This window comes from Belnapia sp. F-4-1 (genome assembly GCF_000802185.1).
In the GTDB taxonomy this organism is placed as follows: domain Bacteria; phylum Pseudomonadota; class Alphaproteobacteria; order Acetobacterales; family Acetobacteraceae; genus Belnapia.
This window is the reverse complement of sequence record NZ_KN676113.1, coordinates 2,676,292-2,691,053: the sequence shown is the minus strand read 5'-3', so window position 1 is coordinate 2,691,053 and position 14,762 is coordinate 2,676,292. Positions and strand designations below refer to the sequence as shown.

The window sequence follows — 14,762 nt, the reverse complement described above, 5'->3', positions numbered from 1 at the left end:
GGCGCGGCAAGGGGTCGCAGGGGCGCCCTCAGCGCCTGACGGCCAGCCCCGCCACGGTATCGGCCAGCTGCCCGAGCGCAGCGCTCATCGCCGCGACGGTCGCCGGCATCCCCTCGCCCGCAACCGGCGCCTCCACGCGCTGCACCCGCGCCGCCCGCGTCGCCCCGCCCGGCGGCCGCAGCGCGAACTGCGCGGTCAGCACCACCACCGGCCCCGGCCCCGCCTCGAAGCGCTGGACCTCCGTCTCGACGATGAGCCCCGCCTCGCCGCGCAGCGAACCCGTCTCAGTCAGCACCGTGCTGCCGGCGAGGCGCTGCATCAGGTCCTCCGCCAGCACCCGCGTCACCATGTCGCCGAAGGGCTCCGCCCAGCGTGCCCCGAGCGCCTCCAGCCGCGACTCCGCCACCGCCCGGATGATCTGCGAACGGTCCAGATAGGCCGGCACGCCGACCCGCCGCAGTTCGACCAGCCCCGGCGCCCCGGCCCGCGTTGGCCCCGGCACCGCGACCAGCCGGTACAGCTCCGGCTCGGGCGAGGCACAACCGGCGAGCGCCAGCCCGGCCAGCAGCATGCGGCGATGCATCATGGCGCCCTCCCCCCGCTGCGGCCGCGGATCAGCGCCTCCGGGTGCCGGTCGAGCAGGTCGGCGAGCTGCCGGACGGAGCGCGCCGCATCGCTCGCCTGGTCCAGCACCCGTGCGACCTGCCGGTTGATCTCGCTCTGCGCCCCATAGCCCCGCTCGATCGAGGTCATGGCGCTGGCCGCCCGCCCCACCGCCTGGTCGAGGTTCGAGGCAATCCCCGGCAGCCGCCGCAGCAGCGGCGCCAGCCCCTCATCCGCCCGGCGCAGCAACCCCTGCGCCTGGTCCAGCACGCCGGCCAGCCCCTCCACCGCCCCGCGCAGCTGCGGGCTGCCCGTCACAGCATTCACTGAGCTGAGGATGCCGTTCAGGTTCCGCCCGATCTCGTCGAAGGGGATCGCTTGCAGCTTCGCCGCGATCCCGCCGGCGCTCGCCAGCACGCTGTCCGCCCCCATGGTCGGCATGACGATCTCCTCGCCCACCAGCCGCACCTCGTCCGGCGGCGCATCGGAGAAGAAGTCGAAGGCGATCACCACCTGCCCCGTCACGTAGCTCACCGTCTGCAGCCGCCCGCGCAGCCCGCTGGCGACCATTCGCCGGGCGAATTCGATCACCTCGTCCTGCGAGCGTCCCGCCCGGCCCGAGGGATAGGCGATGCGGTCCGGCTCGATGGCGATGTGTACCGGCACGCGGAAGGTATCCGTCGCCTGGTCGTATTCGAGCGTCCGGTCGAGCACGCTGCCGATGCGCACGCCCCGCATCTCCACCGGCGTCCCCGGCGCGACCCCGCGCACGGATTCGGCGAAGTAGAGCAGGAAGACCAGCCGGTCCTTGGTGGTGGCGGAGACCGCCGCCTCGAGGTTGTCGTACAGCTCGAACCGCGCCGAATCCGGCGCCGGCGGCTCGTCGCGCAGCTCGTGCGGCGTGTCGAAGGCGACGCCGCCGGCCAGCAGCGCGCGCAGGCTCTCCAGCTCCACCTTCACCCCCGACCCGCCGAAGCCGATGCTCACGCCCGAGATGTTCCAGAAGCGCGAGCCCTCGCGCAGGTAGCCGTCGAAGGGCGCGCGGACGAAGGCCTGGACCGTGACGTTGCCGTCGAGCCCCGGCGGGTCGATGTCGAGGATCTCCCCCACCGTCACGTCGCGGAAGAAGACCGGCGAGCCGCGGTCGAGTGAGCCCACGCGCCGCGCCGTCAGGGTGAAGACCCGCCCCGGCTCGTCCGAGCGCACGCCCGGCGGGTTCTCAAGCCCGGCGAATTCGCGCCGCGACTCGCCCTCCCCGCCCGGGTCGAATTCGATATAGGCGCCGGAGACGATGGTCTCGAGGCCGGAGACATTGCCTGCCGTCAGCCGCGGCCTGACCACCCAGAAGCGCGCCGCCTCGGTCAGCCGCCCCTCCACCGTCCGCGTCATCCGCAGCCGCACCTGCACCTGCTGCAGGTCGCTGGACAGCTCGATGCCCTCGACCGTGCCGACCTGCACCGCCTTGTAGCGCACCTGGGTCTGCCCCGCCGTCAGCCCCGCCGCGTCGCGGAAGGTGACGGTGACGAGCGGCCCGCGGTCGGAATAGGTCTTCCAGCCGAGATAGCCGGCGATCAGGATCGCCGCCAGCGGCACCAGCCAGATCGGCGAGATCCTGCGCCGGCGGCGCCTGAGCTCCGCCTCGGCCGCGCCCTCCTGCGCTCCGCTCATGGCTTGCGCTCCTCCGCCGCGTCCCACATCAGCCGCGGGTCAAAGGCCTCCGCCGCGAAGATGGTCAGCACCACGACCCCGGCGAAGCAGACCGCGCCCAGCCCGGCATTGATCGAGGCGACCGAGCCGAAGCGCACCAGCGCGATGAGCACCGAGACGACGAAGACATCGATCATCGACCACCGCCCGATCGCCTCGACCACGCGGTAGAGCCGCGTCTTGCCGATGAGCCCGTGGTCGGAGCGGCGATGGATGCCGAGCAGCATGATGGCGAGGCCGATCAGCTTCAGCAGCGGCACCGCGACGCTGGCGAGGAAGACGACGAGCGCCAGCGGCCAGAACCCGGCCTCGATGAACTCCCAGGTCCCGCCGAGGATGGTATGCGGCCCGCCGCGGCCGAAGGTGACGACATCCATCACGGGATAGGCATTGGCCGGCACGTAGAGCACCACCGCGGCGAGGATGAGCGCCCAGCTCCGCGCCACGCTGTTCGGCTTGCGCATGCGCATCGGCGCGTCGCAGCGCAGGCAGCCGTCCCCGGGCCGCGCCGGCACCACCAGCCGGCAGCAATCGCAGCCGATCAGCCCGGCATTCTCGGCCGGCCGCCGCCCCGGCGCCGGCACCGCCCCGCGCTCCTCCAGCGCCTCCCACACCCGGTCGGCATCGAGCCGGGCGTTCAGCGCCACCTGGGCGAGGGCCAGCGCCGCCAGCCCATAGGCCGCCGGCCCGATCTCCACCTGCGCCAGGTCGGCGAGCCGCGTGTAGGAGACGAGCACGCCGAAGAGGAACACCTCGAGCATCGCCCATTGCGCCAGCCGCTCATGCCAGCGGAAGGGCTTGTAGAGCCAGCGCGGCGCCTCCCGCAGCCGGAGGCCGGCCAGCACCGTCAGCAGCAGCAGCAGCCGCATCAGCGGCACCGCGACGAGCGTCAGCAGCACCAGCACGGAGAGGATGCCGTAGCCGTCCTGGAGGAAGGCGAAGGCCCCCGTCTCGACACGGCTCGAGCGCAGCTGCCCGAGCAGCTGCAGCCCGAGGAAGGGCATCGTCATCGTCACCGCGTAGAGCACCAGCCCCGCCAGGCAGAGCGCCAGCGGCACCTCCAGCGAATCCGCCGCATGCCGCCGGAGCACCGTCTCGCAGCGTGGGCAGCGCGCCTCCTCGCCGCGACCAAGAGGGGCGATCCGCACCATGGCGCCGCAGCCCTCGCATTCCCGGAGGGTTCGGGTCGGCTCGGTCGCCGTCAGCACGCGGCCGGCACCGGGGCGGGAAAGGTCTCGGGTCGGGGTCGAGGGCGCATCGCAATCAGCCTGGAACAGGAGGAATCGGCAGGCGAACGGTTCGGAGCCGCAGGAGTTGCAAGCGCCGCCCTGCCTGAACCATTGGGTTACTATGCGCAACCGGATGTCGCCACCGTCACCTGCCGGCAATGGATCAGGCGAGGTCGTGCAGGTCCCGCCCGAGCGGCGGCCCGAGCCGGAAATCGGTGAAGCGCACCTCGAGCCCCGCCCGCTCCGGCGTGCAGCACATCGGCCCGACGAGATAGGAGGCGGCCTTCGGAAAGGGCGCCAGCCGCACCAGCCCCCAGCGCCGCCCATCCGCCGAGGCCTGCACCCGCACCACCCCCTCGGCCACCGTCAGCCGCAGGCGGACATCGCCGGGATCGCCGGCATAAGGCCCCGTCGCCCAGTCGGATCGCCCCACCGTCAGCACGCTCCCCAGCATCGCCTGCCCGTCGGAGAACTCGATCCCGGCCTTCAGCCAGTGCCCCTCGTCGAGCCGCAGCATGATCCCCGCCTGGTCATAGAGCGCCTGGTACCCGGCCCGCACCTGGACCTCCGCGGTGAAGTCCCCCTCGGTGGCGATGCCGAGGAAATGCCCGCTGTCCCGGGTGAAGCCGTAATGCGTTTCCCGCCAGAAATCCGTCGCCCGGCCGGTGACGACGCGCAGCCCGTCCGCCTCGAACCCCCACTCCGCCGGCTCGTTCAGCCAGTTGCCCCGTTCCAGCATGCCCCCTCCCTTGCCGCCCGTCCCGGCGCTGGGGGATAGTCGCCCGCCCGCCGAGGATCATCGCCATGGATACGCACCAGCCCGCCGCCTCCCTCGCCCATGCCGAGCGCCTCGACCGGCTGGCGGCGCTCGCGGTGCGCGTCGGCCTCAACCTCGCCCCCGGCCAGGAGCTGGTGATGACTGCCCCGGTCGAGGCCCTGCCGCTCGCCCGCCGCATCACCGAGCAGGCCTACAAGGCCGGCGCCTCCCTCGTCACCTGCCTGCTCGGCGACGACCAGATGGCCCTCGCCCGCTACCGCCACGCCCCGGACGAGGCCTTCGACACCGCCCCCGCCTGGCTGTTCGACGGCATGGCGGAGGCCTTCCGCCGCGGCGCCGCCCGCCTGGCGATCGTCGGCGACAACCCCTCCCTGCTGGCCGCCGAGGACCCCGCGAAGGTCGCCCGCGCCAACCGCGCCCGCTCCGTCGCCTACCGCCCCGCGCTCGAACTCATCACCGCGACGGCGATCAACTGGACCCTCGTCGCCAGCGCCACCCCCGCCTGGGCCACCACCGTCTTCCCCGACTTGCCGGAGGAGGCCGCCCTCACCCGCCTCTGGGACGCGATCTTCGCCGCCTCCCGCGCCGACGCCCCGGACCCGGCCGCCGCCTGGGCCGCGCATAACGACCGGCTGATGCAGAAGCGCCGCATCCTGAACGAGCGCCGCTATGCAGCACTCCGCTTCCGCGGCCCGGGCACCGACCTCAAGGTCGGCCTGGCGGACGGCCATGCCTGGATGGGCGGGCTCTCGACGGCGAAGAACGGCATCACCGGCAACCCCAACATCCCGACCGAGGAGGTCTTCACCACCCCGCACCGGGCGGTGACGGAGGGCGTGGTCGCCGCCACCAAGCCGCTTTCCTACCAGGGCACGCTGATCCAGGACATCCGCGTCCGCTTCGAGGCCGGCCGCATCACGGAAGCCCATGCCAGCACCGGCCAGCCCGTGCTCGAGCGCATGATCGGCACGGATGAAGGTGCCCGCATGCTCGGCGAGGTCGCCCTGGTGCCGAACTCCAACCCGATCTCGCAAAGCGGCCTGCTCTTCTACAACACCCTCTTCGACGAGAACGCCGCCAGCCACATCGCCCTCGGCCAGGCCTATTCGAAGTGCTTCCTCGACCAGAACCTGGACAAGGCCGCGCTCGATGCGGCCGGGGCGAATACCAGCCTTATCCATGTCGACTGGATGATCGGCTCGGCCGAGACGGATGTGGACGGCATCGACGCCGCGGGGAATGCCGAGCCGCTGATGCGCGCGGGCGAATGGGTGCGGTAGCGCCGCACCGGCCCGCACTCAATCCAAGCTGAGCCCCAGCCCCCGGATCAGCGGCCAGTAGATCGCCCGCTCCGCGGCGATCATCGCCCGGTGCTCCTCCGGCCCGCCGGTCAGTGGGTCGAGCCCGATCTCCCGCATCCGCGCCTGCACCGCCGGCTCCGCCACGCTCGCGGCGAGATCCGCCGAGAGCCGCCCGGCGATGTCATCCGGCGTCCGCCCCGGCGCCGTCAGCCCCTGCCAGGCATAGGCTTCGAACCCGGCGAGCCCATAGGCCTCCCGTGCCGTCGGCAGGGTCGGCAGCCCCTCGAGCCGCGCCGCCGAGAGCAGCGCCAAGGGCTGGACCTTGCGGGTGCGGATCACCTCCGCCCCCGCCGCCATGTCGAGCACCGCCGCTTCCACGGTGCCGTTCATCAGGTCCGTCATCGCCGGCGCCAGGCCGCGATAGGGGACGTGGTTCAGCCGGATGCCGAGGTCCCGTGCCAGCCGCTCCATCGCCAGGTGATGCGGCGAGCCGATCCCCGGCGAGGCATAGTCGATCATCCGCCCCTTGGCTGCGGCGAGGAATTCGGCCGGCGTCGCCGCCCCGCCCTGCGGCTTCGCGCACAGCACCAGGTGGAACCGCGCCATCAGCCCGAGCGGCCGGAGCCCGGTATCCGCGTCGAAGGGCAGCCGCTTGTAGAGCGCCGGGTTGAAGACCAGCGTCTCGTTCCCCGCGGTGAAGACGGTCGTCCCGTCCGGCGCTGCCTGCGCCGCTGCCTCGGCCGCGATGTTGGTCGCCGCCCCTGGCCGGTTCTCGATGACGACCGGCACGCCGAGCCGCGCCCCCATGCTCTGCCCGACCAGCCGCGCCAGCACATCCGTCCCGCCCCCCGGCGGATAGCCGACCAGCCAGCGCACCGGCCGGTCCGGAAAGGCGGCCAGCGCCTGCGAGGCCGAAGCGGCGAGGCCGGCCGCCAGCGCGGCGCGGCGGGTGATACGGGTCATGCGGCGAAGCTCCATCCCTTGCCCCTTCGTATCATGCCACCCGCACCGGCAGCGAGAGGAAGCCCCGGAACCGCGCCCGCCCGCCCCGCACCGCCTTTCCCGCCGGCCCGTAATCCGGGAAGCGCTGGAGGAAGGCGCCAATGGCGATCCTCCCCTCCAGCCGCGCGAGGGTCATGCCCGCGCACATATGCGGCCCGCCGGCGAAGGCGAGATGCCGGTTCGGCTGCCGCCCGACATCCAGCCTGTCTGGGTCCTCGAACCGCGCCGGGTCCCGGTTCGCCGCGCCGATGCAGAGGGTGAGCAGCGTCCCAGGCGCCCCCGCCCCCCCGCCGATTTCCGCCTCCGCCACGGCCCGCCGGTTGCCGAGCTGGTTGGAGCTTTCGTAGCGCAGGAATTCCTCGATCGCGGTCCCGATCAGCCCCGGCTCCGCCAGCAGCCGCGCCCGCTCCTCGGGGAAGCGCATCAGCAGCTCCAGCCCGTTGCCGATGAGGTTGGTCGTCGTCTCGTGACCGGCATTCAGCAGGAAGATGCAATTGTGCAGCAGCTCGGCCTCGGTCAGCCGCTCCCCATCCGCCTCGCCCTCGATCAGCCGCGTCAGCACGTCCGTCGAGGCATCCCCCGGCCGCGCTCGCCGCCGCGCGACGAGCCCGCGCAGGTAGCCGAGGAATTCAGTCACCGCCGCATTCCCCCGCGCGGCCGCCTCCGGCGTCACCACCGGCTCCAGCGCGCCGAGGATGGCGAGCGACCAGCCGCGGAGCGGCCCCCGCTCCTCGACCGGCACGCCGAGCAGGTTGCCGATCACCTCGATCGGGATGGCCGCCGCGAAATCCTCGATCAGATCCGCCTCGCCCCGTTCGGCGACGGCATCCAGCAGCCGCCCCACCAGCGCGTGCAGCCCCGGCTCCATCGCCGCGATCGCCCGCGGCATCAGCGCCCCCGCGATCAGCCGCCGGACGCGCGTATGCAGTGGCGGATCGTTGAAGACGAGGCTCGTCGTATGGTGCTCGTAGAGCGGCGACGCGCCGTATTTCGGTCGGAACTCCTCATGCTTGTCGGAGGAGAAGGTCCTGGTGTCGCGGTAGATCCGGTCGAGGTCCGTCCAGCGCGTCAGGAACAGCGAGCCATCCGCCAGCCGCTTCACCGGCTGGTGCTCGCGCAGCGCCCGGTAGACCGGGAAGGGATCGGCATAGAAGGCGGCATCGAGGCGCCTGAGGTCGAAGCCCTCGGCCAGGGCAGGATCGGCAGTCATCCCCGGAGCTTAGAGCCCGCTGCGGGAAGCAGGAAAACGGTTTGATGGCCAGGGGCCGCAGAAAGACGCATCTCCGCAAATGCGGCCCGCCGCACGGCGCTTCCCGAAGCTTGGGGCGAGACCGGGCAGGGAGCTTCTGCCGCAGCAGGCTGGCTTCAAACGGTTGAACCCTATGGTGCCGGAGCTCTTCGGCAGTCGGCGGTGCTGTTGGGGAACCGAACCGCTTCGCGACGCTTATGGTCTGCGGCCGGCGCACTCGGCCTTTGTTGCGGATAGTGGAGCATTGGCATGAACAATATCATCTACATCGTTGGGCTCGTAGTCGTCGTTGTCGCGGTACTGTCGTTCTTCGGGCTGCGGTAAACGCATAAAATCCAAGCGGGGCCGCAGGCACCTGTTCAACGCTTCAAGTGCGGAGTTCGGCGCAATATTACCCGATGCGACAACTCATGACTTGGAGCACTCTCGAGAATAGCCGTCGGGTAGCCGGTTGCGGTTTCAGCTGGGCCGCGCGACGGTTCCGTGTCGCTCTCAAAGACAAGCGGCGCCGCGACCCGCCGAGGCCATGTTCCACGTTGCCCTGGGAGCGCTCGCGCTCGGACGCATCACCGCTTCCGCGGCTATTTTCGACTAGGCTTTAGAAACCCGCGTCGGAATGGCGGGAAAGCGGCCAGGGCGGGACGGGCCCGAGATGTTGACGGCCCGCCACCTTCGCTCCAAATGCCCCGAGCGAGGCCACGTCCTCCCCCTTCGTGGGCTCAGGTCCGGGACGGCCCGGCGGCTTGTTCGCAGGAGGCTGTCGTGGCTTGGCTTACTCTTTTCATTGCTGGTCTTTTCGAGGTCGTCTGGGCCTCTGCCATGAAGCAGTCGGAGGGCTTCACGCGCCTCTGGCCTTCCGTCATCACCCTGGTCGGCATGCTGGTGAGCTTCGGCCTCCTCGCATGGTCCATGCGGGTGCTCCCGCTTGGCACGGCCTACACCGTGTGGACGGGGATCGGTGCGGTCGGAGCATTCGTCGTCGGAATTGCCTTCCTTGGTGAAGCGGTGAGCCTGTCCCGCCTGCTCGCGGCCGGGCTGATCGTGAGCGGCCTCCTGCTCATGAAGCTGTCCAGTCCGGCGTAGTACGCCGGGGCACGCGACGATCCGCCCAGGGGAGATGGCGGCCATCCTTCCGAAGCAGGCCCTACCGCCCCGTCGCCGGGATCGAGACCGCGAGTGGAGATTCGCCGCCGGGCGAAAGACGCTCGACAGAGAATCCATGCAACTTCAAGATTCTAGACTCCTCCGAGTCGCGGGTCTTCCATGCGGTCCCTCCGCAGCCACCAGAGCGAGCTTCTCGCCATCGTCCAGGCCATCGCCGCGGGCGAGGCCGGCGGGCTGCGCGACGTGCTCGCCGCGGTCACGCCGGGCGGCGGCAAGTCGCTGCTGCCCGTTCTCGCCGCCAATGCGCTGATCGGCGCCGGCCTCTGCGAACGCGTCTGCTGGGTGGTGCCGCGCGACAGCCTCCGCCTCCAGGCGGAGGAAGCCTTCGCCGACCCCGCCTGGCGCACCGCCCTTGGCCATGACCTTTCCGTCCGCGCCGCCGACAACAGCCCGGGCGACCCCTGCCGCGGCCTCGCCGGCTATGTCACCACCTACCAGGGCATCGCCGCCGCGCCCGACCTCCACCTCGCCGCCTTCCGCCGCCACCGCTACCTGCTCGTCGTCGACGAGGTCCACCACCTCCCGGCCCTGGCCGAGGCCGATGCCGCCGGCGGCCACGACGCGGCATCCGATGCCGCCGCCTGGTCCGCCCCGATCGAGCCGCTGCTTTCCCTCGCCTCGGTCCGCCTGCTGCTGTCCGGCACGCTGGAACGCGCCGATGGCCGCCGCATCCTCTGGCTGCCCTATCGCCGCGCCGCGGGCGGGAAGCAGGAGGTGGACCTCGCCGCGCCCGGCTGGGCCGTGGTCGGGTACAGCCGTGCTCGGGCGCTTGCCGAACGCGCCGTCCTCCCCGTCTCCTTCGGCGCCCTCGACGGCGAGGCCGCCTGGCTCGGCCCGGAGCCGGAGGGGGGCGGCGAGCGCCCGCGCCTCGGCCCGCACCGCCTCCGCGCGCCCGCCCCGCATGAGGCGACGCGCCCCGCCCTTTTCACCGCGCTCCGCACCGGCTTCGCCGAGGGGCTGCTCCGCCGCGCCTTCCTGGCGACGCGCAGCCTCCGCGCCGAGCGCCGCAGCGCCCTCGGCGCCGCGCCGGGCGAGACTCCGCGCGGCCTCGGCAAGCTGCTGGTCGTAGCACCCGACCAGCGCGAGGCGCGGCGCTACCTCGACCTGCTGCGCAACTGGGTGCCGCCGGGCCAGGCCGGCAGCACGGCGCTCGCCGTCTCCGACGAGCCCGGCGCGCAGGAGACGCTGGCCGCCTTCCGCCTCACCGCCGAGCCCTCCATCCTCGTCACCGTCGCCATGGCCTATGAGGGGCTGGACGCGCCGGAGGTCGCCGTGGTCGCGGCGCTCACCCATATCCGCTCCCGCCCCTGGCTGGAGCAGATGGTCGCCCGCGCCACCCGGGTCGATCCGCGCGCCGGCCCTTACGAGTCCCAGCGCGCCCTGGTCTTTCACCCCGACGACCCGCTCTTCGCCCGCTTCCGCTGGCGGATGGAGCGCGAGCAGGGCACGCGCGCGAAACCCGACCGCCGACCGCCCCGCCAGCCGACGCTGGCCCTGCCCGACTGGCTGGAGGACGAGCTGGCCGAGGCCCGCGAGCGCCAGGGCATCATCCCGCTCGAGAGCAATGCGCTGACCCTTCGCCTCAGCACGCTCCGCCCCGGCCCCGACCTCGCCGCCGGCCTCGCCGCCGCGCGCACCCCGGAGGAGGAGCAGGCCGACCTCCTCACCCCCTCCCGCGCCGAGCGCCAATTGCGCCACCAGCTCGGCGACCTGGTCGCAGCCCAGGCGGTGGAGGATTCCGCCGAGGGCCTGTCGGGCGCCATCCCGCGCGGCGCCAGCCTCTACCACGCCTACAATGCCGCCTTGAAACGCGTGCTCGGCAAGGGGCGCGGCGAGATGTCGGTGGAGGAGCTGGAAGCCGCCCGCGCCTGGCTCGGCCGCAACCGCCTGCGCGAGCACCTGCACCTGCTGGAGGGCGACCACCGCTTCGGCTGGGCCGCGCGCCAGCGCCGCGACTGGCGCCCGCCGGTCGGCCGCCGGGTGGCCCAGTGACCGTCTTCTTCACCGCCGACACGCATTTCGGTCATGCCGGCGCCCGCGCCCTCTACCGCCGCCCCTTCGCCTCGGTCCCCGAGATGGACACGGCGATGGCAGAACGCTGGAACGAGACAGTGTCCCCGGATGACGAGGTCTGGCATCTCGGCGACTTCGCCATCGGCCCGAAGCCCGAGGCGCTCGCCGCCCTGCTCGCCCGCCTGCATGGCCGCAAGCACCTCGTCACCGGCAACAACGACGGCCCGTCGACCCTCGCCCTGGCGGGTTGGGCCAGCATCCAGCCCTATGCCGAGCTTTCGCTCGGGGGCCACAACGTTGTCCTCTGCCACTACGCCTTCCGCACCTGGCGGAACATGAGCCGCGGCTGGCTGAACCTGCACGGCCACAGCCATGGCCGCCTCAAGCCCCTGCCGCGCCAGGCGGATGTGGGCGTCGACGCCTGGGACTTCCGCCCCGTCACCCTCGCCGGGATTTTCGAGCCCGCCCAGCGGAAGCCGGCCCGGCCGAAAGCCTGAACAGGCCCCCGAACGGGACATTTGCGACAATCAGCGCGGCATTTGTGACTTGCATCACATCGCCCCGCGATGACCCGGGCTTACCCTCCTCGCCATCAGAACAAGCGGCGGGCAACAGGCCGGTCGCGCCAATAACGGAGAAGACCCATGTCCGCCTTCCGCCGGGTGCTGATCGTCGAGGACGATGCCATGCTGCGCGCCACGCTGGCGGAACAGCTGGGCTATGGCTGCGAGTTCGTGGCCGACCAGGCGGAGTGCCTCGCCGAGGCCGAATGCCGCCTCGCCGCCGACACGCATTACGACCTCGTCCTGCTCGATGTCGGCCTACCCGACGGCGATGGCCGCGACTTCTGCGCCACCCTCCGCCGCGAGGGCCGCCGCATGCCGATCATGATGCTGACCGGCGCCGATGCGGAATCCGATGTCATCCGCGGCCTCGATGCCGGCGCCAACGACTACATCGCCAAGCCCTTCCGCATCTCCGAGCTGATGGCCCGCATGCGCGCCCAGCTCCGCGTCTTCGACAACAGCGAGGATGCGGTCTTCCCGATCGGCGCCTACATCTTCCGCCCGAGCGCGCGCCTGCTGCTGGAGCCGAAGCGCAAGCGCAAGGTCCGCCTCACCGATAAGGAGACGGCGATCCTGAAATTCCTCTACCGCGCCGGCGGCCGCCCGGTGCCGCGGCAGATCCTGCTGAGCGAGGTCTGGGGCTACAACGCCGCCGTCGCCACCCACACGCTCGAGACGCATATCTACCGCCTGCGGCAGAAGATCGAGACCGACCCGGCGGACAACCGCCTCCTCGTCACCGAGAGCGGCGGCTACCGCCTGAACCCGGTCGCCACCTCCCGCATGATGGCTCGCCGCGCGGCCTGATATTCCCCACGAAACCGCTTCGCGGCATCGCGGGCCCCCGGATCTTCGCCTTGGGTCCTGAGGCCTCGCATCGCCTGCCGCGGCAAAGCCGCGTCAGGCTTCCCCGCCCCGGCCTTCAGCGCCCGAGGCGGAGCCCGGCCCGCTCGACGATGCCGGCGAATTTTTCCCGCTCCGCCTTGAGGAAAGCCCGGGTCGCCGCCGGCGTCCCCGGCCCGGCCGGATCGACGCCGGCCGCCGCCAGCCGCCCCGCCGCCACCGGGTCGGCCAGCACCGCCCCTGCCGCCGCCGCCAGCCGCGCCACCACCCCCTCCGGCAGCCCTCGCGGCCCGACCAGCACGTTCCAGGTCGTCACCTCGAAGCCTGGCAACCCGCTCTCGTCGAGCGTCGGGATGTCGGGGAAGAGCGGATGCCGCCGGAGCGAGCTCACCGCCAGCCCCCGCGACAGGCCGTCGCGCAGATGCGGCGCCACCGAGGCCAACACCTCGAGCGAATAATCGACTTCCCCCTTCGCCAGCGCCTCCATCACCGCCGAGCCGCCGCGATAGGGCACGTGCTCAGCCCGGAGCCCCCCGGCTCGAAGCTTGAGATACTCGCCGGTGAGATGCCCGATGCCGCCCGCCCCCGAGGTCGCCCAGGTCATCTGCCCCGGCTTCGCCCTGACGGCCTCCAGCAGCGACCGCACGTCGCGGAAAGGCGAGGCCGCCGGCACCACCAGCACCATCGGCCCACCGCCGATCAGCGCGATGGCGGTGAAATCCTCGACCGGATCGTAGGGCGTCTGCTCCGGCAGCGCCGCCGGATTGGTCCCGAGCGCCGAGGCGCTGGCCAGCAGCAGCGTATGGCCATCGGCCGGCCGGTGCCGCACCCAGTCCGTCCCGACCGATCCCCCCGCCCCCGCCCGGTTCTCGACCACGATCCGCGCCGCCGGCCCGAGCTGCGGCGCCATCCGCTCCGCCATGATCCGCGCCGCAATATCGGTCGAGCCGCCGGCGAGGAAAGGCACGACCAGGCTGATCGGCCGCTCCGGCCAGCCGCCCTGCGCCGCCACGGGCAGCGGAGCAAGGAACGGCGCGGCCAGCAGCCATCGGCGTCGCGGATGCATGACACGAATCCTTCCCGGCCTGTTGCCCCAAGGAGGCCCCGGAAACGCCTCGGCTGCAATTCGCGATCAACCGGGCACCCGAGCGCCATCGGCGCGTTGACCGGTGCGATTCCCGATCCTTGGAGAGCCGAGCATGCGGTCCGACTCCCAGCCCAACGCCCTTCTCGCCACCGTCGTCGCGCTCGCCGCCGGCGCCACCCTGCTCTTCGGCGCCGGCCGCCCGCCGGGCCAGCCCCAGCGCGCTCGCCGCCCCGGCGCCCCCGCTCCCGCCCCCGGCACCCCGGCCGATGACCGCGGCCGGGGTGCCGCCCACCCGGCCCAGATCCCCGCCCGCGGCTGGTGGGACATCCTGAAGCGCACCGCCTCGCAGATCTCCGAGGACCGCCTGCTGACCGAGGCCGCCGGCGTCACCTTCTACACCCTGCTCGCCCTCTTCCCGGCGATCGGCGCGCTGATCTCCATCTACGGCCTCTTCGCCGACCCGGCGACCATCGGCGAGCATCTCCGCGCCATCGCCGTCATCGTCCCCGAAGGTGGTATGCAAATCGTCGACGAGCAGGTGAAGCGCATCGTCTCCAAGGGCGGCACCAGCCTCGGCATCGGCGCGGTGATCGGCCTCGCCACCTCGCTCTGGTCCTCGAACCAGGCGATGAAGGCGATCGTCGACGCGCTGAACATCGTTTATTCCGAGAAGGAGCGCCGCGGCTTCCTCATGCGCACGGCGGTGACGCTCGCCTTCACCCTTTGCGGCATCCTCTTCATCCTGCTGGCGATGGTGGCCGTCGTCGTGCTGCCCGTGGCGCTGAGCTTCCTCGGCATAGGCGGGACCATCGGCACGCTGCTCGGCCTCGCCCGCTGGCCGGTGCTGCTGGGGGCCATCGGCCTCTTCCTCGCCTTCCTCTACCGCTACGGGCCGAGCCGCGACCGCGCGCAATGGCGCTGGGTGAGCTGGGGCAGCGCCGTCGCCGCCATCGGCTTCGTCGCCTTCTCGGTCGGCTTCTCCTACTACGTCTCGAATTTCGGCAGCTACAACGAGACCTACGGCTCGCTCGGCGCGGTGATCGGCTTCATGACCTGGGTCTGGCTCTCCTCGACCGTGGTCCTCGCCGGCGCCGAGCTGGATGCCGAGATGGAGCACCAGACCGCCCGCGACACCACCAGCGGCCCGGAGCGGCCGATGGGCGCCCGCGGCGCGAAGATGGCCGACACCGTGGCCTGACGCGCGCTGGAGCGCCCTCCGT

Annotated in this window: 13 protein-coding genes; 6 read left to right on the top strand and 7 right to left on the bottom strand. The window is 72.1% G+C overall.

The annotated features are described in order from the left end of the window. Positions 1-28 precede the first annotated feature (28 nt). The 4 genes from LH62_RS28345 to LH62_RS12695 all read right to left on the bottom strand — a co-directional run bounded on the left by LH62_RS28345 (position 29) and on the right by LH62_RS12695 (position 4,278). Positions 29-586: a membrane integrity-associated transporter subunit PqiC gene (locus tag LH62_RS28345; RefSeq protein WP_052214346.1), complete on the bottom strand. Its 558-nt coding sequence runs from the start codon at positions 584-586 to the stop codon at positions 29-31. Continuing rightward, positions 583-2,271, bottom strand: a complete 1,689-nt coding sequence (locus tag LH62_RS12705) for an intermembrane transport protein PqiB (RefSeq protein ID WP_043361757.1) — start codon at positions 2,269-2,271, stop codon at positions 583-585. Before LH62_RS12705 ends, LH62_RS28345 begins: the two co-directional genes overlap by 4 nt. After that, entirely contained in the window at positions 2,268-3,518 is a 1,251-nt protein-coding gene (locus LH62_RS12700; protein WP_160299832.1) for a PqiA/YebS family transporter subunit, read from the bottom strand. The genes LH62_RS12705 and LH62_RS12700 overlap by 4 nt, the downstream gene beginning before the upstream one ends. Positions 3,519-3,702: 184 nt before the next feature. Further along, on the bottom strand, positions 3,703-4,278 hold the full coding sequence (locus LH62_RS12695; RefSeq protein ID WP_043361755.1) for a DUF1349 domain-containing protein: 576 nt from the start codon (positions 4,276-4,278) through the stop codon (positions 3,703-3,705). Positions 4,279-4,343: 65 nt separating this feature from the next. Here LH62_RS12695 and LH62_RS12690 point away from each other — a divergent pair, with 65 nt between their 5' ends. Then, positions 4,344-5,597, top strand: a complete 1,254-nt coding sequence (locus LH62_RS12690) for an aminopeptidase (protein WP_043361753.1) — start codon at positions 4,344-4,346, stop codon at positions 5,595-5,597. Positions 5,598-5,615: 18 nt separating this feature from the next. Here LH62_RS12690 and LH62_RS12685 read toward each other — a convergent pair whose 3' ends face one another. Together LH62_RS12685 and LH62_RS12680 are read right to left on the bottom strand one after the other, a co-directional pair. Further along, on the bottom strand, positions 5,616-6,581 hold the full coding sequence (locus tag LH62_RS12685) for a tripartite tricarboxylate transporter substrate binding protein (protein WP_043365716.1): 966 nt from the start codon (positions 6,579-6,581) through the stop codon (positions 5,616-5,618). A 31-nt stretch (positions 6,582-6,612) separates the two neighbouring features. Then, the gene (locus LH62_RS12680; protein ID WP_043361751.1) at positions 6,613-7,830 is read right to left on the bottom strand and encodes a cytochrome P450; all 1,218 of its coding nucleotides are present in this window, start codon (positions 7,828-7,830) and stop codon (positions 6,613-6,615) included. 801 nt (positions 7,831-8,631) lie between these two features. Here LH62_RS12680 and sugE point away from each other — a divergent pair. From sugE to LH62_RS12660, 4 genes are all read left to right on the top strand, one after another. After that, positions 8,632-8,952, top strand: a complete 321-nt coding sequence (sugE, locus tag LH62_RS12675) for a quaternary ammonium compound efflux SMR transporter SugE (RefSeq protein ID WP_043361748.1) — start codon at positions 8,632-8,634, stop codon at positions 8,950-8,952. Positions 8,953-9,132: 180 nt separating this feature from the next. After that, positions 9,133-11,025, top strand: a complete 1,893-nt coding sequence (locus tag LH62_RS12670; RefSeq protein WP_043361746.1) for a DEAD/DEAH box helicase — start codon at positions 9,133-9,135, stop codon at positions 11,023-11,025. After that, complete coding sequence (locus LH62_RS12665) at positions 11,022-11,543, top strand: metallophosphoesterase family protein (protein ID WP_043361745.1); 522 nt, start codon at positions 11,022-11,024, stop codon at positions 11,541-11,543. The genes LH62_RS12670 and LH62_RS12665 overlap by 4 nt, the downstream gene beginning before the upstream one ends. Positions 11,544-11,690: 147 nt before the next feature. Further along, positions 11,691-12,419, top strand: coding sequence for a response regulator transcription factor (locus LH62_RS12660; RefSeq protein WP_043361736.1), 729 nt, complete (start codon positions 11,691-11,693; stop codon positions 12,417-12,419). Positions 12,420-12,534: 115 nt separating this feature from the next. On the opposite strand, the gene LH62_RS12655 is transcribed toward LH62_RS12660, so the two are convergent. Beyond that, positions 12,535-13,521 carry a tripartite tricarboxylate transporter substrate binding protein gene (locus LH62_RS12655; RefSeq protein WP_043361732.1) on the bottom strand — a complete coding sequence of 329 codons (987 nt, stop codon included), beginning with the start codon at positions 13,519-13,521 and terminating at the stop codon, positions 12,535-12,537. Between the two features lie 133 nt (positions 13,522-13,654). Between LH62_RS12655 and LH62_RS12650 the strand changes: the two genes are divergently transcribed. Continuing rightward, entirely contained in the window at positions 13,655-14,740 is a 1,086-nt protein-coding gene (locus LH62_RS12650) for a YihY/virulence factor BrkB family protein (RefSeq protein WP_043361730.1), read from the top strand. Positions 14,741-14,762: the final 22 nt, after the last annotated feature.

What these genes read in the sequence shown, in the direction of transcription:
- LH62_RS28345 (WP_052214346.1), bottom strand. Translation starts at nt 586, where the DNA reads ATGATGCATCGCCGCATGCTGCTGGCCGGGCTGGCGCTCGCCGGTTGT.
- LH62_RS12705 (WP_043361757.1), bottom strand. Translation starts at nt 2,271, where the DNA reads ATGAGCGGAGCGCAGGAGGGCGCGGCCGAGGCGGAGCTCAGGCGCCGC.
- LH62_RS12695 (WP_043361755.1), bottom strand. Translation starts at nt 4,278, where the DNA reads ATGCTGGAACGGGGCAACTGGCTGAACGAGCCGGCGGAGTGGGGGTTC.
- LH62_RS12690 (WP_043361753.1), top strand. Translation starts at nt 4,344, where the DNA reads ATGGATACGCACCAGCCCGCCGCCTCCCTCGCCCATGCCGAGCGCCTC.
- LH62_RS12685 (WP_043365716.1), bottom strand. Translation starts at nt 6,581, where the DNA reads ATGACCCGTATCACCCGCCGCGCCGCGCTGGCGGCCGGCCTCGCCGCT.
- LH62_RS12680 (WP_043361751.1), bottom strand. Translation starts at nt 7,830, where the DNA reads ATGACTGCCGATCCTGCCCTGGCCGAGGGCTTCGACCTCAGGCGCCTC.
- LH62_RS12670 (WP_043361746.1), top strand. Translation starts at nt 9,133, where the DNA reads ATGCGGTCCCTCCGCAGCCACCAGAGCGAGCTTCTCGCCATCGTCCAG.
- LH62_RS12660 (WP_043361736.1), top strand. Translation starts at nt 11,691, where the DNA reads ATGTCCGCCTTCCGCCGGGTGCTGATCGTCGAGGACGATGCCATGCTG.
- LH62_RS12655 (WP_043361732.1), bottom strand. Translation starts at nt 13,521, where the DNA reads ATGCATCCGCGACGCCGATGGCTGCTGGCCGCGCCGTTCCTTGCTCCG.
- LH62_RS12650 (WP_043361730.1), top strand. Translation starts at nt 13,655, where the DNA reads ATGCGGTCCGACTCCCAGCCCAACGCCCTTCTCGCCACCGTCGTCGCG.